This window comes from Brevibacillus sp. JNUCC-41, from assembly GCF_014844095.1.
GTDB classification, from domain to species: Bacteria; Bacillota; Bacilli; order Bacillales; family DSM-1321; genus Peribacillus; species Peribacillus aracenensis.
The window spans coordinates 1,431,664-1,454,374 of record NZ_CP062163.1 but is presented as its reverse complement, the minus strand read 5'-3'; the positions used below and the strand labels follow the sequence as shown (position 1 = coordinate 1,454,374).

Genomic DNA, 22,711 nt, shown 5'->3' with positions numbered 1-22,711 from the left:
TTTTTTAGTTTTTCCCATTCAATGAACAAAACTACAACAAGCAGGAGGCAAAAGATGCTTGAAACTTTCCGCCAATTTTTCGATCTTCATACAATTATTTGGTTGTGCCCAATCATTTTTATTTTCCATGACTTAGAAGAGATCATAACCATTGAATCTTCCATGAAGGCAAGTGAAAATAGGTTTCAAAAATCTTCTTTCGTCCAACTAATATTAAATATGAGGGAAAAACTAGGTTCAACCGCTGCCCAGCTTTCTGTTTCGGCTACTTGGATTTTGTTGATTATTTCATTCACTACAGTGGTGACTGCCCATCTCACATTAAACGGAGGGGGCTTTCTTTTATATACAGCTATTCTCAACTTATTTATTCTGCAAGCGATCATGCATATTGTTCAGTCCATCTTTTTCAAAGGCTACACACCTGGCATCATAACGGCGCTATTCCTTCTCATCCCTTACTGTCTTATTGCCTATGACAGTTTGTTCGAACACGGCCTGATAGACGGGCAATTACTTTTTGCAAGTCTCCCCGTCAGCCTGCTCATGATCCCGATTTTTCTTGTTGGCAATCTTTTAGGCCGTTATTTTATTCACTAACTTATAAGAAAGCAGTTGCAGGAGGTGAGTAAATTGCATGTTGTTATAACGGGAGGAAGCGGGTTTGTAGGTCAAGCCCTGACTCACCTGTTGACTCAAAAAGGCCATCGAGTAACCATATTAACGCGTCTTCCTGATCATAAAAGAACAAGTGAATTCGTTCATTATGTCAATTGGCTTTCTGCAGATCATCAACCTGAAAACGAACTTAAGGATGTCGATGCGGTGGTCAATTTAGCCGGGGAATCAATTAATAGCGGACGGTGGATCCAAAGTAAAAAAGAGGTTATTTTGAATAGCCGTCTTACAGCCACAAAAGAGGTCATTCGAATTTTGAGACATCTTCACCCAAAGCCAAAAGTTCTTGTTAACGCTTCAGGTGTAAGTTACTACGGTATGTCAGACTTCAAAACGTTTAATGAGTCCTCCAAAAGTGATGCAAACGACTTTTTGGCCAGTGTTGTAAAGCGTTGGGAGAAAGAAGGGGCAATGGCGGAAGAATTAGGCGTTCGAACGGTCTTCGCGCGTTTCGGCATCATTCTGGGTCAAGAGGGTGCCTTTCCGCGAACAGTGCTACCGTATAAATTAGGTATTGGGGGGACAATCGGCAGTGGGATGCAATGGATTTCCTGGGTGCACATTCAAGATGCGGTTGAGATGGTGTACTTCGCCATAATTAATTCTGAAGTAGAAGGACCTTTGAATGTGACCTCGCCTCATCCAATACGCATGTCATCATTCGGACAGTCCATTGCAGACGTCCTTCACCGCCCATATTGGCTTCATGTTCCTGGGGTTGTAGTAAAAGTAGTACTTGGTGAAATGAGTCAGTTGGTATTAAAAGGGCAGCGGGTACTCCCTCAAAAAGCACTTTACCACAATTACTCCTTTCAATTTCCATACGTACAAAGTGCACTTTCTGATATTCTAGGTTAAAGATACATTTATTATTGAGCCTTGGTGATGACATTACGGTTGATGAGTGATTTGGGCCCTCATCTAAATCATCCAGGCTAATAAGATCAGCATTTCATCCAGTATAGAACAAAGACTCAAAAGAAGCATGAGCTTCTCTTGAGTCTTTGTTCCGATTCTATTCTTTTAATTCCTTGCCCATTCCCTTTAGGAAGTGTACGCCAAAGCCGATCGCCCGGTTTATGTCTGGATCATTCAATGTTTTCATTAAATCCAAAACTCCGATCTTCTTATCTGCCTGAAGGAATTTGTTTCCTTCATCGATTCCTGCAAGTGCACTGTTAAGCAGTTTCGTGGATTGTGCGGCATCGGCGTTCATCAAGGCTCCGGTTGCCCCCATTAGGGTATTGATCAGGTTTGTGACAGGCTGCCTTGTGATTTGTTGAAGAGCGATTTTCGCGATTTGTTCTTTTCCTTGAAGCATGGAGGTCGCGGCTTCGAATACTCCCGAGTCATTCAGTTCATTGACGATTTTAAACATATTGTTCAATGCCTCTTCATTATCGGTGATCAGCGTTTTCAGTTCTTCGAGTTTTTGTAGCTTAATTTCTTCCTCAGTAATGGGATTATGGATTTCCGTAATAGGAGCTGCCATGATCTTCACCCTCCCTGTTTATTTATCCGTTAAGTGAACATACCCTGGACGGGCCCACTTACGTTCAACCTCGACACCATTTTGAGGATGACGTTTTTTGTTCCGTGGATTGGTACCCGGTAATGGGATGTCTCCGCTTGCGCTTAATACTTCCATGCGGACCATCGTCTGTTTGTAAGCAGGCGTGCTTGTGCGTTGATCATAGATGGGACCAGTCAGGAAGTTGATGGCAGAGTCTTTATCGACTGAGTTCATCGGTAAAAATAGCTCATTTTTTTTTACACGGTCTGTGATCAGGGCTTTTAATTTAACGGCCCCGAATGGAGACACTAAGCGAACGAGTCCGCCATCGCCGACTTTACGTTCTTTGGCAAGTTCTGGTGATACCTCAACGAAAATATCAGGTACTTTCGATTGGATTCCATTGGATTTGTTCGTCATATTGCCTTCATGGAAATGCTCCAGCATGCGTCCGTTATTGATATGAAGGTCATATTCTTCCGGGAATTTATGAGGTTCCACCCAGTCAGCCAGTGCAAAGCGCGCTTTCTTATCAGGGAAGTTGAAGCCATCCACATAAAGAAGCGGTGTGTTTGATCCATCATGGCTTCCCCAGAGGAAGCTGTTCCATCCTTCCAGCACCTCGTAATTCGCTTGGCTGAATATCGGTGACAGGCTTGCCATTTCTTCATAGATTTCACTAGGGTGAGTGTAGTTCCAATTTGCACCTAAGCGGTTGGCGATCTCTTGAGTGATTTCCCAGTCCGCTTTAGAATCCCCCATTGTGGGAAGGGCTTTATATAAACGCTGTACACGGCGCTCCGTATTGGTGAACGTTCCGTCTTTTTCAAGAGATGGGGCTCCTGGCAATACCACGTCGGCATATTGGGCTGTCCTTGAAAGGAAAATATCCTGGACAACAAAGAAATCCAATCCGGATAACACTTTATCAACATGGTTTGCATCCGCATCGACAAGTGCCATATCTTCTCCGACGAGATACATGGCCTTCATGTCGCCTTTCTCTATCGCTTTGAGCATTTCAATATTGTTCAAGCCTGGTTTGCCATCGATTTTCACTCCATAAGCTTTTTCGAATTTAGCACGTGCCACGTCATCGGTAACATGCTGATATCCTGGAAGCCATGTTGGCAAGGTACCCATATCGCAAGCGCCCTGTACATTGTTATGGCCGCGAAGCGGATAAGCTCCCGCTCCTGGACGACGGTAGTTACCCGTAGCCAATAGCAAGTTGGAAATTGCCGCTGAAGTATCGGATGCACCGGTGTTTTGTGTAACGCCCATTCCCCAGAGGATGCATGTTCCGTCTGCATCGCGAATGGTCTCAGCTATTTGGATCAATGTTTCTCTTGAAATGCCTGTGTGTGTTTCGGCATATTCCAGGGTGTATTTTTCAAGTACTTCTTTGTAATCGTCGAAGAAGTTAACATTTTCATTGATGAATTCTTGATCATGCCAGTCTTGATCGATTATATATTTTGTAACCGCCATCAACCAAACCTGGTCTGTTCCTTGTTTTGGACTGATATGGATGTCGGAGCGTTCGGCCATTTCGTTTTTGCGGATGTCAGCTACGATCAGTTTTTGTCCGTGAAGCTTGTGTGCCCGTTTTACGCGTGTCGCCAATACGGGATGGCCTTCTGCAGGGTTAGCGCCAACGATGATGACAAGACCTGCTGCGGCAATATCTTTAATCGTACCAGCATCTCCTCCCATGCCGACCGTACGGAACAGTCCGTCTGTTGCCGGGGATTGACAGTAACGCGAGCAATTGTCGACGTTATTCGTTTCGAACATTTGACGTGCCAGTTTTTGAATCACATAGTTTTCTTCATTCGTGATCTTTGATGAGGAAATGAAGCCTACTGAATTTCCGCCGTATTGCTGTTTGATCGAACCAAGTCTGGATGCAACCAAATCAAGTGCTTCATCCCAGCTTGATTCAACGAATCTCCCATTTTTCCGAATCAGGGGCTTGGTTAAACGTTTTTCCGAGTTTACGAAGTCCCAGCCGAATTTCCCTTTGACACATGTGGATATCGCATTGACGGGTGCTTCATGGGTAGGTTGGACTTTAAGGATTTTACGGCCTTTTGTCCAGACTTCGAATGTGCATCCTACCCCACAGAACGTACAGACCGTTTTTGTCTTCTTCGTCCGTGTATCACGCATTGCCGCTTCAATCTCTGAAATGGCAAAAATCCCGCTGTATCCAGGTTCCACTTCTTTGACAAGGTCAATCATTGGTTCAAGCATATCGTTTTTCAAACCTGACATGAAGCCAGCCTCACCCAGCATCGATTTTTCCATTAATGCATTACATGGACAAATGGTTACACACTGTCCGCAGCCTACACAAGATGAGTTATTGATTTCCGTTCCTTCATCCCAGATTACCCGGGGGCGTTCCGCTTCCCAGTCGATGGACAGCGTCTCGTTGACCTGAAGGTTCTGGCAGACTTCGACACATTGGCCGCATGCGATGCATTGATTGGCATCATAGCGGTAAAATGGATGGGACATATCGACGGCACCCAATTCCACTTTCGGTGTGTAAGGATATTTTTGGTGTTCGATTTCCATTAATTCCGCTGTGTTATGCAGTTTGCAATTTCCGTTATTATTATCACATACAGTACAGTATAAAGAATGGTTTTCCAGGATCCGGTCCATGGCTTCGGTTTGGGCCTCTTTTGCCTTGCTTGAATCCAAGGCTATATCCATGCCGCCCGCTGCTTTTGTCGAACATGATCGGACGAGTTTCCCATTAACTTCGACGATGCATGTGTCGCATGTTTGGATCGGATCCACTTCAGGAACATAACAAATCTGTGGATGAGCTATCTCATTTCGGTTGATGACCTCCAGAATTGTCGCTCCTTCATTAGCGGTATAATCCTTCCCATTTATTTTGATGGTGATGTTTGAATCGCTCATTATATTTCCCCCTTTTATAGCCAAAAACACGAAAAAAAACCACCATGATCACACCTCCGGCTCTGAACGGAAATGTAGGTCATGGTGGAATAGTTTAATAGCAAAGCTTGCCAATATACCAATCCATACCATAATGGATGATTTTTAAAAAAGATAGGACACAACAGTACACTATTATGCTCCCAACTTTCCTCTTAGATATTATACCTTTAATTTTAGCAAGAAACAATCCTGGAAAGAGGCTATCATTCCCAAATTCCTTTCGTTTTTCTTCGCGTTGATTTATGATTAGAAAATTGAGAACTTAATTTTCTTGAATTGGAGTGACGTAACGGTGTCAAAGGTTATCCATGAATTCAATGATATGATTCGTAAGCTGCGCAAGGAACTATTCGGTAAAGGACCAGAACGCATACACACGGTTTTCGTGGAGAATATGGCCGTTTCTACGTTATATGGGAATTTGACTCCTACGGAAATGTTCATATCAAGATCGGAGGAAGGAAGGGACATGGTCCATTCTGCACGTACCAAAATGGTACAGGATGTGTATTCGGAGAGTCCTCCAGATGGAATGGAAGAACTGGTTGGGGCTAAACTGGTCCATTTGTTTTCAGATATCAAAATCAAGGAGAACATAGCGATTTCCGTATTCGTATTTGATAAGGATATAGCGGACAAACTCAACGGGCATTGACCATCTTCCTTGAATAGTGGTCAATTGGCTCCTGGATAGTAAAAGGAGTGGGAACATGAAAGCGATTGAAAGCAAGAGGGACATCATCCGGATAACCAAAGGTAACATCGGGCGGACGGAAGATACGATCGTAACGGAGTATCCCGTTACTGTCAAAATAAATGGCCAGGAATTCGTCACGATGGTGTGTACACCTGAATACATCGAGGATATGGTGATTGGCTATTTGGCTTCGGAAGGCATCATCAAAAAATATGATGAGATAAAAGAAATCTGGGTCCAGGAAAAAGAAGGCTTTGTTCATGTGAAGACAGATAAAGTGAATCCCTACTTCCAGGACTTTCAAAATAAGCGGTATATTACATCATGCTGCGGAATGAGCCGACAAGGGTTCGTCTTTGTGAATGATGCTTTGACGGCCAAGAAAATGGATAATGTTTCGGTGAAACTGACTCCAGATGACTGCTTCCGCTTGATGAAGGATTTACAAAATTCCGCTGTCACCTTCCGGAACACAGGAGGGGTACACAATGCCGCTTTATGTGATGTTGATGGCCTCGTATTAAGCAGGATGGACATCGGCCGGCATAATGCCTTGGACAAAATATACGGCCATTGCTTGAAAAATGGTATTTCGATAGAAGGGAAAGCTATCGTGTTCAGCGGCCGGATCTCATCGGAAATTCTCTTGAAGGTGGCGAAAATCGGCTGTGAACTGATTCTCTCGAAATCCGCTCCAACCGAATTGGCTTTGGAGTTGGCTGAAGGATTGGGAATCACCACGGTCGGGTTCATTCGTAATGATTCACTGAATATCTATACATGCCCTGAAAGAATACAATTGAATGACTGAGCGTGAAAGATGCCGCTCCTAAGGCGGGCTGGAGAATGCGCTTTGGGAAAGTCCTTGCCGGCATTGCTTGGATATATCCAACAAGCCTTGTATGATACAGTTTCGATAGGACACTCAAGGAAAAAGCGGTATCGGGGGAAGGGTTATGAATGAAAGGGATTGGCATATTTTAAAGGTGTTGCATGAGCATAAGAATATTACTAAAACGGCGCAAAGTTTATATATATCGCAACCTTCTTTAACGAAACGAATTCAGCAAATAGAGAAGGAATTCAATCTAAAGATTGTGGAGCGCGGAACAAGGGGAGTGCAGTTCACCCCTCAAGGGGAATATTTGGCCAACTGTGCAGATGAAATGCTGATCAGGCTCCGGCAGATAAAAGAGACAGCGTTCAATATGGGTCAGGAGATCAGTGGGACATTACGGCTGGGTGTTTCCAATTATATCACGCTGCATAAATTGCCTGGCCTATTGAGATTATTTCGTGAGCGATATCCTAAAGTGGATTTCCATGTGACGACTGGTTGGAGTAAAGAAGTGCTGAACCTCATTTACAAGGAAGAAGTGCATGTAGGGATCGTTCGGGGGGACTATCAATGGGCAGGGTCAAGGCACCATCTTTTTGAGGAAACGATTTGCATTGCTTCCAAGGAAGAAATCGAAGTCCGGGACCTGCCTTTCTTGCCGAGGATCGATTATGGGACGGACGCCCTTTTAAAAACAATGATCGATAATTGGTGGAGAGACAATTTTTCAGGACCGCCTTTGGTTGGGATGGAAGTGGACAAAGGTGATACATGCAAAGAAATGGTCAGGAATGGCCTGGGATATGGCATCCTTCCCAGTGTTTTATTGGAGAAGGACCAAAGTCTCCGTCAGATGGACCTTAGGGATAAGCATGGTAATCCCCTTATCAGGAATACGTGGATGTTATATCATGAAAAGTCACAGGAATTAAAACTGGTCAAAGCGTTTGTCGAATTTGTCAAAGAAGTCGATTTCATGAGTGATATTTAACTGGAAGCGCAGAAATCTCTGTGCTTTTTTGTCATTCCTTTTATGAATGGATAACGATAATTTATTGGTATTTTAACTATGGTTATCCCAGGATTATGATAGAAGGGAGATGTAAATCATCATGAATTTGCCTAAGGAATGGAGAGGAAGTCAAATGAGTGTCCTGTTTCTGATCGTACTGAATGTCATTGTGCCGGTCTTTTTCCTAATAGGGGCTGGGGCCATCCTGCATCGTAAATTCAAGTTGGATATGAATACGCTGTCTAAATTGAATCACTTCCTGCTCATGCCGGCCATTAGCTTTGTCAATATCTATCAAAGTAAAATGGGCGGGGGGATGATCGTCCAGATATTCAGCTTCCTTGCCCTTCAAGCAGTAAGCCTCATCATCGTAAGTACAGTGATTGCCAAACTTGCCAGGTTTGATCAAAGTCTTTCTGCCACGTTTAAAAATAGTGTAGTCCTGAATAATTCAGCCAATTTCGGGTTACCCGTAAGCCAGATGGTTTTTAATGGGAATCCCCTTGGCCTGTCGATCCAAGTCATCGTGATCATTTTTCAAAACCTGTTGACCTATACCTATGGATTGATGAATTCCGTTTCCGTCCATACAAAAAGTGCGAAGGGCGCCATTCGCGAGTTCTTGAAGAACCCCGTCATTTATGCTTTATTACTCGGTCTTCTATTACATTCCGCTTCTTTCGACATTCCGTTGTTCTTATGGACCCCGATTGAAAATATCGCGAGTGCTTTCATAGCCATTGCCTTGATCACATTGGGTGCACAGAGTGCCTATTTGAAAATGACGCAATTCCCGCTTCCGCTTATCCTTAGCTTGATTGGCCGGTTAATACTCTCGCCGTCCATCGCATTCCTTATCATCCTCCTGCTGGGCTTGGAAGGGACTGTCGCTCAGGGATTATTTATCGCAAGTTCATTTCCAACATCGAGAAACAGCGCATTATTCGCTTTGGAATATGACAACCATCCGGAGTATGCGGCACAAGCAGTCTTGATGTCGACTTTATTCAGCAGTATAACGGTAACGATGGTCGTCTATCTATCAAAAATACTATTCTAGCAGGGCTGCTCTTAATGGGCGGGCCTTTTTCCCATGGCTCCCGATAAAACTTTATGAACAATATAGAGGTTATGGAATTTATGCATCTTAGGTTAATAATCAAAGAAAAGGAAGATATTTTTGTAGAATCAAGAAAACGCTTTCAAAAGGAGGATTATTATGTTTTCACGTAAAAAGATTTCAGCGGTCATTTTGGCAGGTTCGTTAGCTTTAAGTTTAGGTGCATGCAGCAGTTCGGATACATCCGGAGAAAAGAAAGAAAGTACAGGCTATCCGAAAAAATCCATAACGGTCGTTGCTCCATCGGGCGCAGGCGGGGGATGGGATTTAACCGCCCGTTCATTTACAAAAGTCTTGAGTGAGACCAAACTGGTGAACCAGCCATTGACCGTCGAAAACAAACCCGGTGGCGGGGGCGCTGTATTCATGGCGGATTATGCAACACAACAAGCGGATAATAATGACATGCTGTTCGTGAATTCACCGCCTGTCATCATCAATAACCTTAAAAAAGAAGGCAACAGTCCATATGGGTATAAAAATACGACCCCTTTGGCGCAGCTGACAAAGGATTATGGGGCGATAGTGGTAAAGGCGGATTCCGAATTCAAGGATTTGAAATCAGTGCTGGAAGCGGTGAAGAAAGATCCGCGTAAGCTGACGTTTGCAGGAGGATCGGCTCCGGGATCCATGGATCATTTGATTTCCATTCTTCCAGCCTATGAATATGGCTTGAATCCAACAGAACTTAAATACGTGTCGTATGACGGTGGCGGGGAAGCGATTACGGCCTTGCTTGGCGGTAATGCGGATGTGATCGGAACGGATGCATCCAGTGTCAGGGAATTTTTAAAAGCAGGGAAGATTAGAGTGTTGGCCGTAACCTCGACTGAACGTTTGGGTGGCGATCTTAAAGACATACCAACGGCAAAGGAACAGGGTGTTGATGCTGAATTCACGATTTGGAGAGGGGTTTTTGGACCTCAGAATATGTCTGATGAAGCGAAAACCTTTTGGGAAGGAACCATTGCAAAGCTAGTTGAAACTTCTGAATGGAAGAAGGAAGTGGAAGTTCAAGGATGGGAACAAGAATATAAAAATAGTGAAGAATTCAGCAAGTTTTTAGAAGAACAGGAAAAACAGGTGCAGCAATTATTAGAAGCTTTAGGCATGGAAAAATAATCGGGGAGAAGGAGGTGCTTTCACCTTCTTCTTGTTTTCTGAAATGGAGGGATTAGGATGGACGTGAAATTTGATCGCTTTGCATCTGTAGCCTTTCTGGCTGTCGGGGTGCTGTTCATGATAGGAAGCAGGAAACTGGCCAGTTCTTCTTATGGAAGTTCGGTAGGACCGGATATTTTCCCTTTTGTATTGGGACTCGTTCTCGCTGTTTTAAGTATTCGCCTGTTCTATGAGGCATTTCGGGGCAAGGTGCAGGAATCGGGTAAGGGAAAGCTGGAATATAAACCCTTTATCATCATTCTGCTCTCCACCCTGATTTATATTTTGACATTGGAAACGATAGGATATGTCATTACGACCTTCCTCTTTTTGTTTGTTTGCTTTCAAACGATGGAACGGAATAAGTGGATGACATCGCTCATCATTTCCGCAGGATTTTCCGGAATCATCTATTATTTATTCGTGAATGTTTTAAAGGGGACACTGCCGGGTTGGCCAATCTGGTTTTCATAAAAGGAAGGGGGATGTGAAGTGGGCACTTTTGATTATTTATTGCATGGTTTTGAAACGGCACTAACTTGGTATAACATCCTTTTTGCATTTGTCGGAGTATTGATCGGTACGGCTGTCGGCGTTTTGCCGGGGATCGGGCCGATGAGCGGAGTGGCTCTTTTGATTCCGGTAACCGCTTCGATTACAGGGGGACTTCCACCAGAGCAAGCGGCAACAAGCGCCATCATTTTACTTGCAGGTGTTTATTATGGAGCGATGTATGGAGGGTCGACAACTTCAATCCTATTGAATACACCTGGCGAATCCTCTTCTGTCGTCACCACATTGGATGGCTATCAAATGGCGAAGAAGGGAAGGGCCGGGAGTGCCTTATCCATTTCGGCAATCGGTTCCTTCGTCGGAGGGATAGTCACCCTTATCGCCATGATTGCCTTGGCACAACCATTATCGACGATTGCCATTAAATTCGGTCCGGCGGAATATTTTTCGCTCATGCTTCTAGGGTTGGCGGCCGTCAGCGGCCTCGCGGGAAAATCCGTAACAAAGGCGTTAATTATGACTGTTTGCGGCTTGCTGATCGGGACGATAGGCATCGATAATGTATCCGGGATCGCCCGTTTTACATTCGACATTCCCTGGCTATATCAAGGAATCGAATTCTTGACGATCGCAGTGGGGCTATTCGCCCTTGGAGAAGTATTCAAGACAATCTTAGAAAAAGAAGAGGATGACGGGGATATCGCGAAGATTAGTAATTTGCTTCCTTCCAGAGAAGAATTCAAGGAATCTGCGGGTCCCATTGCCCGGGGATCGCTCTTGGGTTTCTTTGTAGGAATCCTGCCGGGTGCAGGGGCTACTCTTGCTTCGTTCTTCTCATATCTTATGGAAAAAAGGATTTCAAAAAAACCCTGGAGATTTGGTACAGGCGCGATAGCTGGGGTGGCTGGACCTGAAACGGCCAATAATGCGGCATCTGGCGGAGCGATGATTCCATTATTGACGCTGGGAATTCCGGGTTCCGGTACAACAGCGATTTTAATGGGCGCGCTCATGATGTACAATGTTCAGCCAGGTCCATTATTATTCGAGGACCATCCTCAGGTAGCTTGGGGGCTTATCGCCAGTATGTTCATCGGGAATCTGATGCTGCTGATCCTTAATCTCCCGCTCGTTAAGGTTTTTGCGAAAATCATTGAAACGCCAAAGAAATATTTGATTCCGCTCATTATCGCGATTTCCATTTTTGGCGTTTATGCGGTACAAGTATCGACTTATGATTTATTGCTATTATTAGGGTGCGGGGTCTTGGGATATTTCTTAAGTAAAAATGATTATCCAATCGCTCCATTGGTATTAGGGCTGGTTTTAGGACCGATGATAGAAAATAATATGCGCAGGGCCCTGACGATATCCGATGGGGATTACAGTTTGTTTTTTACCAGGCCGCTTTCCCTGACATTCCTGATCATAACGGCATTATGGCTGCTCATTCCGGTTTTGCTTAAAAAGAGAGGGAAGGATGTTGTCATCAATATTGAAGGTTAACGCACATTTTCTGAATGTTGTGAAAAAACTCCTTTTTTAAAGGGGTTTTTTTTTATATGATGTAAGTAGAGGTGATTGAATGCGTTTACACACCAAGTTGATGCTGGGCATCTGTACGTTAATCATCTTAATGGGTGGAATCTTTGAAGTTATTTTTATAAATATCCTGGAAAATAACCTGAAGCAGGAAACAGGGGAAAAAGCATTGTCGGTTGCCCAGACCATTTCTTTGCTGCCTGAAATTAAACAAGCTTTTCGAACGGATAATCCCTCTGTAATCATCCAGCCCATCGCGGAAATGGTTCGCAGGCAAATCGATGCGGAATTCATAGTAATCGGCGATAAGAATGAAACACGACTGTCCCATCCAAATCCCGACATGATCGGGAAGAAAATGGTAGGGGGAGATAACGGCGAGGTGTGGGATGGGAAATCCATCATCACGGAGTCCACTGGGACATTGGGTCCTTCCATAAGGGGGAAATCCCCAATAATCGCAAATGGAAAAGTCATTGGAGTCGTCTCGGTTGGCTACCTTCAGGATGATATTGAAAAAGAAGTGTCCAGTATACAAAGAAAGATCGTCTGGATCATCTCTTTTATATTAATCGGCGGTTTATTGATCGCCTTTTTCATTTCATTCAATATAAAAAAGGCGATATTGGGTCTGGAGCCGAAAGAGATTGCCTGGATGTTCCAAGAGAAGCATGCCATTTTGGAATCCATTCATGAGGGCATCATTGCCATTGATGTTCATGGGAAAATCACGGTCGTCAATGAAACGGCGCATAAAATCCTTCATATCCCTAAAGACGTCATGCTTCGCGGGCAAAAAATCGAAGAAGTCATAACGCATACACATTTGCTGGATGTAGTCAGCACGGCACGGGCCGAGTATGATCAGGAATTCATGATTGACGGTGAAGTTTTTTTGGCAAGCCGGATTCCCATTATGAATCGACAGGGTGAAATCATCGGTGCCGTTGCAAGTTTAAGAAATAAATCGGAACTATCCAATCTCCTTCAGGAACTGTCACATGTAAAGGCATATGCAGAAGGACTGAGGGCCCAGACACATGAATATTCGAATCGGCTCTATACTTTGCTAGGCCTGATTCAACTTGGTTCATATAAAGAAGCGATGGATTTCATATCGAAGGAAGTCGATGTCACCCAAGGCTTCATTCACTTTCTAATGAAGGAAATACCTGATCCGATTATTGCTGGGTTCATCTTAGGGAAGGTGAGTTTGGCGAGCGAGCTGAAAATTGATTTTACAATTGATAGAGAGAGCAGTTTTAAAGATATTCCGTCCGAAATAGATAGGGATTTATTGGTGACGATCATCGGCAACCTCATCAATAATGCCTTTGAAGCTGTACGGGAAAACGATAGGGAGGAAAAAAGGGTATCGTTGTTCGTCACGGACTTGGGTAAAGAGTTGATCATAGAGGTTGAAGATAATGGAAAAGGGATGAATTCAGATGTTACCGAACTGATTTTCCAGAACGGTTTTACGACGAAAAGCCATCAAACCAATTCAGGTATAGGGTTGAGACTTGTTCAGGAAGCGATAGATGGATTAGGGGGGTATATCACTTTTTCGACAAAAGAAGGGGAATATACGATTTTTACTGTAGCACTGCCAAAAAACAGAGAGGTGATTTGACGATGGCCAATCGCGATATAGAAGTTTTAATCGTAGAAGATGACCTGCGGATTGCCGAGATACAAAAGCTATTCATCGAAAAGCTTGAGGGTTTTCAAACGATAGGGATCGCCTCAAGCTATGACGAAGCTAAAAGCTTCATTGAAATCATGCAGCCGGATCTATTGCTGCTCGACATGTATTTTCCGGATATGAATGGGCTCGATATCCTGAAAGAAATCAAGCAGCAAAGCAAACAAATGGATGTCATTATGATAACGGCGGCTAAAGAAATAGAAAAAGTCCAGGAAGCCATCAAAATCGGCATATTTGATTATATTATCAAGCCTGTCGCATTTGAACGTTTCAAGCAGTCTTTACACAGATATCAAGAGTATCACATTAAGCTGTCAGAATTGGAAAAGGGCAATTTTCCAGTAACACAGCAACAGGTTGATAAGCTTTTGCGAAAAGAAGTGAAAGAAAATGAGAGGGAACAGTCTTCGCTGCCAAAAGGGATCGATCGGATGACTTTGGAGAAGGTGATGGCTGTGTTGGGGAAATCCTCCCCTGGCTTAACGGCCGAAATAGTGGCAAAGGAAATCGGGGTGAGCAGGACAACGGCAAGGCGTTATCTGGAGCACTTGATGTCAGAGGAAAAAATTGATGCCGATTTAACATATGGTACGGTAGGACGTCCTGAACGGGTATATGCCATCAAGTTATAAATGGGTTCGCCAGGCGGCTGATCTTTTTTTGGCTATATGATGGTTTTCACCACGTACAATCTTAGTCCGGGTGTACCAAAATGTTACGGAAGGCTTAATGGCAAAAACAAGACGCCTGTCGTTTTAAAGAAAACAAAATCAATAATGAACGTCCAGGTTTCAATAAACTGTTCATCAAAAAAACCATCCAATTCCCATTGGATGGTTTTTTGATGAAACTCCTTAGTATATACTAGGATAAAAAGAAATAGAGGCGGCGCCATGCAAAGTTGGTATCATATCTTTCCGAAAAACACAGGGCTGAGCCCTTATGTCTGGATCATTTTTTGTATCCTTCCTTTTTATTTCATCTTCAAATCCTCTTCGATGTTGGAGATAGTCTTTGGAATCGTCATGATCATTTTGTTTTTCATATCATATGGTCTCTCATTCGTTTCGAAGGGATGGCCCGTATACGTATGGACGGCGATACAAATAGTCATATCCATATCCATGACCATATTTTTCAGCTATATTTACTTTTCGCTTTTTTTAGCATTCTTTATTGGGAATGTTCAGAATAAGGTTGGTTTTTTCGTATTATATTCGATCCAGCTATTGGCTACCATCGTGTCTGTCAATATTGGATTCATCATGAAGGACCCTACATTCTTTTCGCAATTTCCCTTTATGCTCATTTGTGTGGTAGGCGTGATCCTGCTCCCGTTCAACACATATAATCGAAATAAACGGGGCAGGCTGGAAGAACAATTGGAGGACGCACATAAAAGAATATCAGAGCTTGGCAAAATGGAAGAACGCCAGCGGATTGCCCGTGACTTACATGATACACTTGGACAAAAGCTGTCTTTGATTGGCTTGAAAAGTGACCTTGCAGGGAAATTGATCGATTTGAATCCGGAGTCGGCCAAGAAGGAAATCAAGGATATCCGTCAAACGGCGAGGACGGCACTCAAGGAAGTCCGTGAAATGGTGTCGGAAATGCGTGGGGCCAAGCTTAGCGATGAAATCATCCGGGTCAAGCAAATATTGAAAGCGGCAGGGATAGAATTCAATTTGGAAGGCACCACTGAATTGAAAGATACCCCACTGCTTGTTGAAACGGTTTTAAGCATGTGCTTGAAAGAAGCTGTGACCAATATCGTCAAACATAGCGGAGCCGACTGCTGTCATATCGTCATTGAAGAATTACAAACAGGGGTAACGATCACAGTACAGGATAATGGAGTGGGGCTTTCACATAGATCAGAGTTTTTTAAAGGAAATGGGCTTCATGGAATGAAAGAAAGGCTCGAATTCGTTAATGGCAGCCTGGATATTCAAACGACAGATGGAACGACACTTTATATAAGGGTTCCGAATGCGATAAAAAATAATGGATAGGAGAGATTGACATTGATTCGAATCGTAATTGCCGAAGATCAGCGGATGCTGCTTGGCGCGCTAGGTTCCATCCTTGATTTGGAAAGTGACATGGAAGTTGTAGGAAAAGCGAGCAATGGGGAAGAAGCAATGAATCTCGTCAATCAATTAAAGCCGGATATCTGCATAACCGATATTGAAATGCCAGTTAAAACCGGGCTCGATGTAGCCGAGGAGATCAAGGATCAGGGCCATCAATGCAAAGTCATCATTTTGACCACTTTTGCACGTCCTGGATATTTTGAAAGAGCCAGAAAGGCAGAAGTAGGTGGATATCTGCTGAAGGATAGCCCAAGTGATGAGCTGGCAAATTCGATCCGTGTCATCATGGATGGGAGGCGCGTTTATGCCCCTGAGCTGGTGGATATGGCTTTCGAAGAAGAAAACCCTTTGACTGAACGGGAGTGCCAAGTGCTCAAATTGATCGCGGATGGTAAGACAACAAAAGAAATCGCAAGCCAGCTTTATTTGACTAATGGAACGGTTCGTAATTATATATCGGTCATCCTTGATAAATTGGATGTAAGCAACCGTGTTGAAGCGATTGTAAGATTCAAGGAAAAGGGCTGGTCAAAAGATTGATCAAAGGTAAATCAGTTTTGGCGCATTTAATGGCGGCTTCTCAAATCAAAAAAGCTCAGTGTCAGGATTGGAATATGGTATATTAATTTTTATTACATACAGGAAAGGGGCTGGCCATTATGCAAAAGGCTACATTTGCCGGAGGCTGTTTTTGGTGCATGGTGACACCATTTGAAGAACTACCGGGGATTGGGGGAATCGTATCCGGTTATTCGGGAGGGCATATTGAAAACCCGACTTACGAGGAATTGAAAACGGGCACTACGGGACATTATGAAGTCGTGGAAATCACTTTCGATCCTCAGTTATTTCCTTATGAAAGATTGCTGGAACTATATTGGCAGCAAATTGATCCTACCGACGATGGCGGTCAATTCCATGACAGGGGAAGCCAATATCGGACGGCCATCTTCTATCATGATGAAGCTCAAGAGAAACTGGCTCTTGAATCGAAAGAAAAGGTAGCAGCCAGCGGGAAGTTCCAGAAACCCATCGTAACGGAAATCCTTCCGGCCCAACCCTTTTATCCTGCCGAAGAATACCATCAAGGCTATCATAAAAAAAACAAAGATGACTATAAAGCGGACCGTGCGAAATCGGGCCGAGATGAATTCATTGACCAGCATTGGAACGGTGAATGAAATGGATCGGGTGTGTTTTCACACCTGGTTCTTTTTTTGACCTTTTTTAAAGGAGAAAAAATTATAAGTCGAAGGGTTCAATTTCTCATGATATTTTCATATTTCTTCAGTACACTAAGGGGTAGGTGGTGATGATCATGAATAAAAGAATTTTAATTATAGAAGATGAAGAAAAAATTGCGAGGGTTCTCCAGCTGGAACTTGACCATGAGGGTTATCAAACAGAATCGGCATTTACTGGAAAGGCGGGTCTGGAAAGGGCAGAAGCCGAGGAGTGGGATTTAATCTTATTGGATGTGATGCTGCCCGAGCTGAATGGCATAGAAGTACTTAGGCGTTACCGGAAGAAGAATGGAACAACACCGGTCATCCTTCTAACCGCAAGGGATGCTGTGCCAGACAAGGTGAATGGCCTTGACCATGGTGCAAATGATTATGTAACGAAACCGTTTGAAATCGAAGAGCTGCTCGCACGGATCCGTGCTTGTTTCCGTACCAATGTACGGGAACGCCAACCAGAAGTGGAATTGGATGAACTAAAGATACATGATCTGAAGTTGAACCTTGGTACAAGGGACATTCACAGGCAAGGCAAAAGGATAGAGCTGACTTCCCGCGAGTTCGATTTGCTGGTTTATCTTTTGCAAAATAAAAATCAAGTACTTTCTAGAGAGCAAATCCTGACACATGTATGGGGATATGATTTTGCAGGGGATACGAATGTGGTCGATGTGTATATCCGTTATTTACGCAAAAAAATAGATTATCCCTTTGATCTGCAGCTCATACATACTTACCGCGGTGTAGGTTACAGCTTGAAGGAGCCAGTATGAAGATCCGGACGAAAATCCAAACGTATTCCAGTCTTTTTTTAAGTGTCATGCTTATATTGTTAAGTATCATCGTTTTAATCGCCTTCCTTTGGATATCAGTAGAGAGGGAACGGGATCTGCTTGAAGATCAAGCCTCATTAATTGAAGAAAATATCTTGGCGAAAGATTTGATTTCCGGTGATCCCGCTTTAATGGAGCCATATATCCCTGACGATGGAATGGTGCGGATATTCGATACTGATGGAAGGTTGATAAAATCATTTACCGATGAAGAGGACCTTGAGGGGCTTGCGGTTAAAGCCATTAACGAGAAAGGTTATGATTTTACCAAAGCTGACGGGGAATATGTCATGACCTATCGTTATCCTTATCCTGATGAAGGGAAGAAGCTAGGGGTGATCGAGGTCACACAGCCGCAAGATACCCTCCTTGATAATTTATCGGTGCTTGCCCTCGTTTTAGGCGGTGCATCGCTTTTTGTCATTCTTTTATCCATTCTTGCAGGTAAGTGGCTGGCCAACCTGATCCTCAAACCGATATCGATCATGAGCGGAACGATGAAGGATATTGAGAAAAGCGGGGAATTCAAACGGATACCGCTATCGGACCAATCAAAGGATGAGCTGCAGGTGATGGGAGTGGCATTCAACAGGATGATGGAAAGGCTGGAGCGGAATTATGACCAACAGCAGCAATTCCTTTCAGATGCTTCACATGAATTGAAAACACCGATTACGGTCATAGAAAGCTACTCTTCCCTATTGAAACGCTGGGGAATGAAGGATGAGGCGATTCAGGAAGAGGCGGTGGAGGCAATCCATCATGAAGCCGTCCGGATGAAAAAGCTGACGGAACATCTTCTGCAGTCTGCCTCCCAAACGGAACCTTCAGCAGATGTGGAAGGGAAAATAGAACTTATCTCGTTTTGTGAAGGGATTGCCCAAACATTCAGAAGGACGGGGAATCGTGAAATAACGATAGAATCAGAGTTTAAAGAAATATATGCAATGACCATTTCCAGTAAACTTGAACAGGCGATTGTCATCCTATTGGACAATGCTATGAAATACAGTGACTCAAGTATACAGGTCATGATAAAACGGCAGGCCGATGAAATTATCATCGGTGTGAAAGATCGCGGCGCAGGGATATCACCAGAACATCTCCCACATGTGTTTGAACGTTTTTATCGCGTGGATTCATCGAGGGCAAGGAAAACGGGAGGTAATGGACTCGGGCTATCCATCGCCCGGTCGCTTGTCGAGTCATTCGACGGTAAATTGGAGATCCAAAGCGAAGTGGGAAAGGGAACGTTGGTGACGATTACTCTTTCTCATCAAATTCTAATCTAACGCTCATGTTCATTTCATGAAGGATGCTTATTATTAAGGTAACAACTTAAAGGAGGAATTCATTCATGAAAAAACAGTGGAGTACGATTAAAGAAGGTATCATTCAAAGGAAAAAGGTGATCATGACGGTGTCCATGCTTTCCGTTTTACTTTTCGGCGGTGCTGCTGGAACGGCGGTATATGCAGTCAATAAGGGTAACCTATCCGAGGATGAGGCTGTCAAAATGATTTCAGAAAAACTAGGCGGGGAAGTTACTCAATTTGAAAAGGATTGGGACCAGCCGATGACCTATGAGATGACCGTTAAAACGAAAGAAGGCTATCAAGAAGTTGACGTTGATGCTGAAAAAGGAGAGATACTTTCTCAGGAAATGGAAGACGGTGACGATGACGATCTGAGCACACAACAAGCGGCGGAAACTGTAAAAATCAGCAGTGATCAAGCCGAAAAGATTGCCTTGGAAGCGGTGGATGGTCAAGTAACGGACATGGAGCTTGATTCGGAGAATGGCACCCTTGTGTACGAGCTGGAAATAAAACAAGGACAAAAGGAATATGATGTAGTGGTGGATGCCACTACGGGAAAAGTATTGAAAAACCAATTGGATGATTAATCGAGGGTAATCTGTGATTTATGAATGATCATGAACTAAAAGTGCATGAAAGGATTTGCCGAATGGCAGATCCTTTTTTTATGCCATTACGGTTCTCAAGCGAAATTAGGGGAGAAGAAGAAACCTTCCTTAGATGAAGAGGCGGATGGGGGGAGAAACCACCGTATAGCTGATGACCTCTGAAAATATTCGAGGTCATGAAGGAGTTAAAAAAGGAATCGAGAATAGGGGTAATAAGGAATCTTATACAATGGAGGAATATAAATGGGGAATTTGGAAATGGCACTGTCATTACGAGGAAAGAAAGAGTTCAAAAAATCCAATCGATTATTGATGGATCTGGCAAAGCAAAATCCCGGCGATGCAGTCATACAGTATCAGTGTGCCTGGAGTTTGGATATTCTCGGACTTGAGGTAAAGGCGGTGCCCTATTATGAAGAGGCACTTAAATTAGGTTTGCCGGATGAGGATGCAAAAGGGGCCTACCTAGGATTGGGAAGCACATATCGCACCATAGGGGAATATGAAAAATCAAAACAGACATTGGAATCGGGGCTGGCGAAGTTTCCTGAGCATAAGGCTTTATTGGTATTCAGGGCCATGGCTTTTTATAATTTGGGCCAACACGATCTTGCAATGGAGTCTTTATTGAAGATAATTGCCGAAACCTCTAAGGATCGAGACATACAATCTTATGCTAAGGCCATAGAATTTTATAGTGATAAACTGGATAAAGTTTTCGCATAATAGTGATCATCCCCAAACTATCCACAAAGCCTGGATAAAACAAGTCATTCTTACATATCTGAAATGAACTAATCAACAAATATGACGGAAAATTTCTTGCTTTTAGCACATTTACGGATAAATGAATGTGGATAACCTCGGATTGTGGATAACTCTCCGGTGTTATTCACTACTTTTCCACAGGTAATCCACATATTCACCTTTATATGATAAAAAAACTGGAATTAAGTCTTCAGGTATTTTTTATTGTAATGACTTAAGGCTAAAAGGGGATAAATATAGCGATAGCTATGATAATGCATATACAAAAAATTGGCCATTCCCTGGCCTGCAGGATAATCATTGGTCCAGCTGTCCTGTTGACCTGCACGGATGAGATAGGCAATGCCTTTTTCCATTTCGGCTGTCGGCTTATCGGATGCCGATATTAATGCATCCACAGCCCAAGCTGTATGTGTCAGTGTACTTTCTCCGAGGGGGATGTATCGTTGCTTAATATCACTGTAACAAGATTCACCCCAGCCACCATCTTCATTTTGAATTTTCTTCAACCAAGTTAAGGCTTTTTGGATGGATGGATGTCCAGTGGCCTGCCCTGCTGCCTTCATTCCGGTCAGTGCAGACCATGTGCCATATAGATAGCAGATGCCCCAGCGCCCATACCAGGAGCCGTCACGCTTCTGGTCTTCCAATAGCCAATCCACCGCTCTTTTACTGACCTCTTCCGGCTTCTTCATATTTATATAGTTCCCCAGGAATTCCAGCGTTCTTCCTGTCAAATCAGCGGTAGAAGGGTCAGTCAGGAGATATTTCGAACCCTCAATAGGAAGAAGATGCAACCATTTATGATCGTTATTCCTTTCGAAGGCTGGAAATCCGCCATCATCATTTTGCATGGATATCGTGAAGGAGACACCGCGCTCCCAACTGTCCCGATTATCAGGTTTTTCTTGAAGTTGCTTAGCCAGCGCCCGCAGTGAGGCGGTCGTATCATCGACATCCGGATTCATGGTATTGAAATCCGAGAACCCCCAGCCGCCTGGAATCGCGTTAGGATTATGGATCAGCCAATCGCCATACATATAATGCTGGCGTGACAGTAAGTACTGATTGGCGGCCTTGACCGTTGGGTCTTTGGAAGGTATGCCAGCTTCTTGAAGGGCGTAGCTTATTAAGGAGGTATTCCAAACTTGGGGCGTCGTGAGCTGGATATGTGTGTGTCCCTCAATGGAGCAGGCCATCCCCTTCAGACCGGCAATGGCCTTTAGAATCACTGGATCCTTTTTTGAATATCCAATTGAGAGGAGGGCAAAGATCATGAAAAAGGTTGAACCGAAATAATTGTACAGTGTCCCGTCTGGTTCCAGCCTATCGAGCATGAACCTTTTCGTTGAATCCAAGGCTAGGGAATGTAAATAATCGGGATAACCAATCAAAGTTTTGACGCCATTTTGAAGTTTGGAGAAGAAGGAACGATATTCTTCGGTACGATACTCTTCCCACACATGCTCTTCGGAAAGGTCCTCCCTTGTTTGAAATAATTCTTTTAAACTTGGCGTGTCCGGGGTTTTGATCTGAAACTTTTTATGGCCTAGCAATAGCAATGGAATCATGTTGACCCGCCCATATACGGAAAGATCATAAATGCTGACGAAAAAGGTGGGAGGAAGCAAGACCACTTCGAGAGGAATGGGGAACAGGCGCGGCCATGGATATTGTCCGGTGACAGTAAGCATCATTTTCGTTAACATTTTGGCCTGTTTGATGCCACCCTTGGAAAGAATGAATTGTTGGGCTTTCCTCATATGGGGATCGTTCTTATTGCGTAGTCCGCTATAAAGAAGGCCATAATAAGCCTCGATCGTAACCGTAACATTGCCGTCCTTCTCATCTTGGAAAAGTTTCCATGAACCGTTTTCCGTTTGCTTGCTTTCAATTCTTTTTACTAAAGCCTCTATAAGAGCAGCATCTTCCATATCTAAAATTTTCAATAATATGATCATATAGGCATCTGCCGTTATCCCGGTGTCAAAGGGATAATTCCACGAACCATCAGCGGATTGGTCTTGTTTCAGGCGATGAACAAGGCGATTGATTTCCAATTGTACATGTTGGTTCAATGATTTT

The 22,711-nt window shown here is 43.6% G+C and carries 21 protein-coding genes; 18 read left to right on the top strand and 3 right to left on the bottom strand.

The window, feature by feature from the left end; all coding sequences use genetic code 11:
- Positions 1-54 precede the first annotated feature (54 nt).
- Both JNUCC41_RS07285 and JNUCC41_RS07280 read left to right on the top strand, forming a co-directional pair.
- Entirely contained in the window at positions 55-600 is a 546-nt protein-coding gene (locus JNUCC41_RS07285) for an HXXEE domain-containing protein (RefSeq protein ID WP_192207058.1), read from the top strand.
- Between the two features lie 33 nt (positions 601-633).
- On the top strand, positions 634-1,536 hold the full coding sequence (locus JNUCC41_RS07280) for a TIGR01777 family oxidoreductase (RefSeq protein ID WP_192207056.1): 903 nt from the start codon (positions 634-636) through the stop codon (positions 1,534-1,536).
- A gap of 157 nt (positions 1,537-1,693) precedes the next feature.
- Here JNUCC41_RS07280 and JNUCC41_RS07275 read toward each other — a convergent pair whose 3' ends face one another.
- Together JNUCC41_RS07275 and fdhF are read right to left on the bottom strand one after the other, a co-directional pair.
- Positions 1,694-2,170, bottom strand: coding sequence for a helical membrane plugin domain-containing protein (locus tag JNUCC41_RS07275; RefSeq protein ID WP_192207054.1), 477 nt, complete (start codon positions 2,168-2,170; stop codon positions 1,694-1,696).
- Between the two features lie 18 nt (positions 2,171-2,188).
- Positions 2,189-5,128, bottom strand: coding sequence for a formate dehydrogenase subunit alpha (gene fdhF / locus JNUCC41_RS07270; RefSeq protein WP_228467564.1), 2,940 nt, complete (start codon positions 5,126-5,128; stop codon positions 2,189-2,191).
- Between the two features lie 334 nt (positions 5,129-5,462).
- On the opposite strand from fdhF, the gene JNUCC41_RS07265 reads away from it, so the two are divergent.
- From JNUCC41_RS07265 to JNUCC41_RS07190, 16 genes are all read left to right on the top strand, one after another.
- Positions 5,463-5,825 (top strand): Na-translocating system protein MpsC family protein, encoded by a 363-nt coding sequence (locus JNUCC41_RS07265; protein WP_076368224.1) that lies wholly within the window; start codon positions 5,463-5,465, stop codon positions 5,823-5,825.
- A gap of 55 nt (positions 5,826-5,880) precedes the next feature.
- Positions 5,881-6,678: a formate dehydrogenase accessory sulfurtransferase FdhD gene (fdhD, locus tag JNUCC41_RS07260; protein ID WP_192207052.1), complete on the top strand. Its 798-nt coding sequence runs from the start codon at positions 5,881-5,883 to the stop codon at positions 6,676-6,678.
- 145 nt (positions 6,679-6,823) lie between these two features.
- Complete coding sequence (locus JNUCC41_RS07255; protein ID WP_192207050.1) at positions 6,824-7,696, top strand: LysR family transcriptional regulator; 873 nt, start codon at positions 6,824-6,826, stop codon at positions 7,694-7,696.
- 154 nt (positions 7,697-7,850) lie between these two features.
- Positions 7,851-8,777 (top strand): AEC family transporter, encoded by a 927-nt coding sequence (locus JNUCC41_RS07250; protein WP_192208079.1) that lies wholly within the window; start codon positions 7,851-7,853, stop codon positions 8,775-8,777.
- Positions 8,778-8,936: 159 nt separating this feature from the next.
- Complete coding sequence (locus JNUCC41_RS07245; protein WP_192207049.1) at positions 8,937-9,959, top strand: Bug family tripartite tricarboxylate transporter substrate binding protein; 1,023 nt, start codon at positions 8,937-8,939, stop codon at positions 9,957-9,959.
- A gap of 57 nt (positions 9,960-10,016) precedes the next feature.
- Positions 10,017-10,472: a tripartite tricarboxylate transporter TctB family protein gene (locus JNUCC41_RS07240; RefSeq protein WP_192207047.1), complete on the top strand. Its 456-nt coding sequence runs from the start codon at positions 10,017-10,019 to the stop codon at positions 10,470-10,472.
- An 18-nt stretch (positions 10,473-10,490) separates the two neighbouring features.
- Positions 10,491-12,017, top strand: a complete 1,527-nt coding sequence (locus tag JNUCC41_RS07235) for a tripartite tricarboxylate transporter permease (protein WP_192207045.1) — start codon at positions 10,491-10,493, stop codon at positions 12,015-12,017.
- Positions 12,018-12,096: 79 nt separating this feature from the next.
- On the top strand, positions 12,097-13,686 hold the full coding sequence (locus JNUCC41_RS07230; protein WP_192207043.1) for an ATP-binding protein: 1,590 nt from the start codon (positions 12,097-12,099) through the stop codon (positions 13,684-13,686).
- 2 nt (positions 13,687-13,688) lie between these two features.
- The gene (locus JNUCC41_RS07225) at positions 13,689-14,393 is read left to right on the top strand and encodes a response regulator (RefSeq protein WP_192207041.1); all 705 of its coding nucleotides are present in this window, start codon (positions 13,689-13,691) and stop codon (positions 14,391-14,393) included.
- A 261-nt stretch (positions 14,394-14,654) separates the two neighbouring features.
- A complete protein-coding gene (locus JNUCC41_RS07220) occupies positions 14,655-15,776 on the top strand; it encodes a sensor histidine kinase (protein WP_192207039.1) in 1,122 nt (373 codons plus the stop codon).
- Positions 15,777-15,788: 12 nt separating this feature from the next.
- Positions 15,789-16,397, top strand: coding sequence for a response regulator transcription factor (locus tag JNUCC41_RS07215; protein WP_076368214.1), 609 nt, complete (start codon positions 15,789-15,791; stop codon positions 16,395-16,397).
- 119 nt (positions 16,398-16,516) lie between these two features.
- The gene (msrA, locus tag JNUCC41_RS07210) at positions 16,517-17,038 is read left to right on the top strand and encodes a peptide-methionine (S)-S-oxide reductase MsrA (RefSeq protein WP_192207038.1); all 522 of its coding nucleotides are present in this window, start codon (positions 16,517-16,519) and stop codon (positions 17,036-17,038) included.
- 137 nt (positions 17,039-17,175) lie between these two features.
- Complete coding sequence (locus tag JNUCC41_RS07205) at positions 17,176-17,871, top strand: response regulator transcription factor (protein ID WP_192207036.1); 696 nt, start codon at positions 17,176-17,178, stop codon at positions 17,869-17,871.
- Positions 17,868-19,223, top strand: a complete 1,356-nt coding sequence (locus JNUCC41_RS07200) for a sensor histidine kinase (protein WP_192207034.1) — start codon at positions 17,868-17,870, stop codon at positions 19,221-19,223. The genes JNUCC41_RS07205 and JNUCC41_RS07200 overlap by 4 nt, the downstream gene beginning before the upstream one ends.
- 65 nt (positions 19,224-19,288) lie before the next feature.
- The gene (locus JNUCC41_RS07195; RefSeq protein WP_192207032.1) at positions 19,289-19,837 is read left to right on the top strand and encodes a PepSY domain-containing protein; all 549 of its coding nucleotides are present in this window, start codon (positions 19,289-19,291) and stop codon (positions 19,835-19,837) included.
- Positions 19,838-20,101: 264 nt separating this feature from the next.
- Positions 20,102-20,584: a tetratricopeptide repeat protein gene (locus JNUCC41_RS07190; RefSeq protein WP_192207031.1), complete on the top strand. Its 483-nt coding sequence runs from the start codon at positions 20,102-20,104 to the stop codon at positions 20,582-20,584.
- 224 nt (positions 20,585-20,808) lie between these two features.
- Here JNUCC41_RS07190 and shc read toward each other — a convergent pair whose 3' ends face one another.
- Complete coding sequence (gene shc, locus JNUCC41_RS07185; RefSeq protein WP_228467563.1) at positions 20,809-22,704, bottom strand: squalene--hopene cyclase; 1,896 nt, start codon at positions 22,702-22,704, stop codon at positions 20,809-20,811.
- Positions 22,705-22,711 lie beyond the last annotated feature (7 nt).

Coding starts and splice junctions, on each gene's coding strand:
- JNUCC41_RS07240 (WP_192207047.1), top strand. CDS start 10,017: ATGGACGTGAAATTTGATCGCTTTGCATCTGTAGCCTTTCTGGCTGTC.
- fdhD (WP_192207052.1), top strand. CDS start 5,881: ATGAAAGCGATTGAAAGCAAGAGGGACATCATCCGGATAACCAAAGGT.
- JNUCC41_RS07195 (WP_192207032.1), top strand. CDS start 19,289: ATGAAAAAACAGTGGAGTACGATTAAAGAAGGTATCATTCAAAGGAAA.
- JNUCC41_RS07200 (WP_192207034.1), top strand. CDS start 17,868: ATGAAGATCCGGACGAAAATCCAAACGTATTCCAGTCTTTTTTTAAGT.
- JNUCC41_RS07275 (WP_192207054.1), bottom strand. CDS start 2,170: ATGGCAGCTCCTATTACGGAAATCCATAATCCCATTACTGAGGAAGAA.
- JNUCC41_RS07225 (WP_192207041.1), top strand. CDS start 13,689: ATGGCCAATCGCGATATAGAAGTTTTAATCGTAGAAGATGACCTGCGG.
- JNUCC41_RS07255 (WP_192207050.1), top strand. CDS start 6,824: ATGAATGAAAGGGATTGGCATATTTTAAAGGTGTTGCATGAGCATAAG.
- JNUCC41_RS07285 (WP_192207058.1), top strand. CDS start 55: ATGCTTGAAACTTTCCGCCAATTTTTCGATCTTCATACAATTATTTGG.
- JNUCC41_RS07230 (WP_192207043.1), top strand. CDS start 12,097: ATGCGTTTACACACCAAGTTGATGCTGGGCATCTGTACGTTAATCATC.
- msrA (WP_192207038.1), top strand. CDS start 16,517: ATGCAAAAGGCTACATTTGCCGGAGGCTGTTTTTGGTGCATGGTGACA.
- JNUCC41_RS07245 (WP_192207049.1), top strand. CDS start 8,937: ATGTTTTCACGTAAAAAGATTTCAGCGGTCATTTTGGCAGGTTCGTTA.
- JNUCC41_RS07250 (WP_192208079.1), top strand. CDS start 7,851: ATGAGTGTCCTGTTTCTGATCGTACTGAATGTCATTGTGCCGGTCTTT.
- JNUCC41_RS07205 (WP_192207036.1), top strand. CDS start 17,176: ATGAATAAAAGAATTTTAATTATAGAAGATGAAGAAAAAATTGCGAGG.
- JNUCC41_RS07190 (WP_192207031.1), top strand. CDS start 20,102: ATGGGGAATTTGGAAATGGCACTGTCATTACGAGGAAAGAAAGAGTTC.
- JNUCC41_RS07220 (WP_192207039.1), top strand. CDS start 14,655: ATGCAAAGTTGGTATCATATCTTTCCGAAAAACACAGGGCTGAGCCCT.
- fdhF (WP_228467564.1), bottom strand. CDS start 5,128: ATGAGCGATTCAAACATCACCATCAAAATAAATGGGAAGGATTATACC.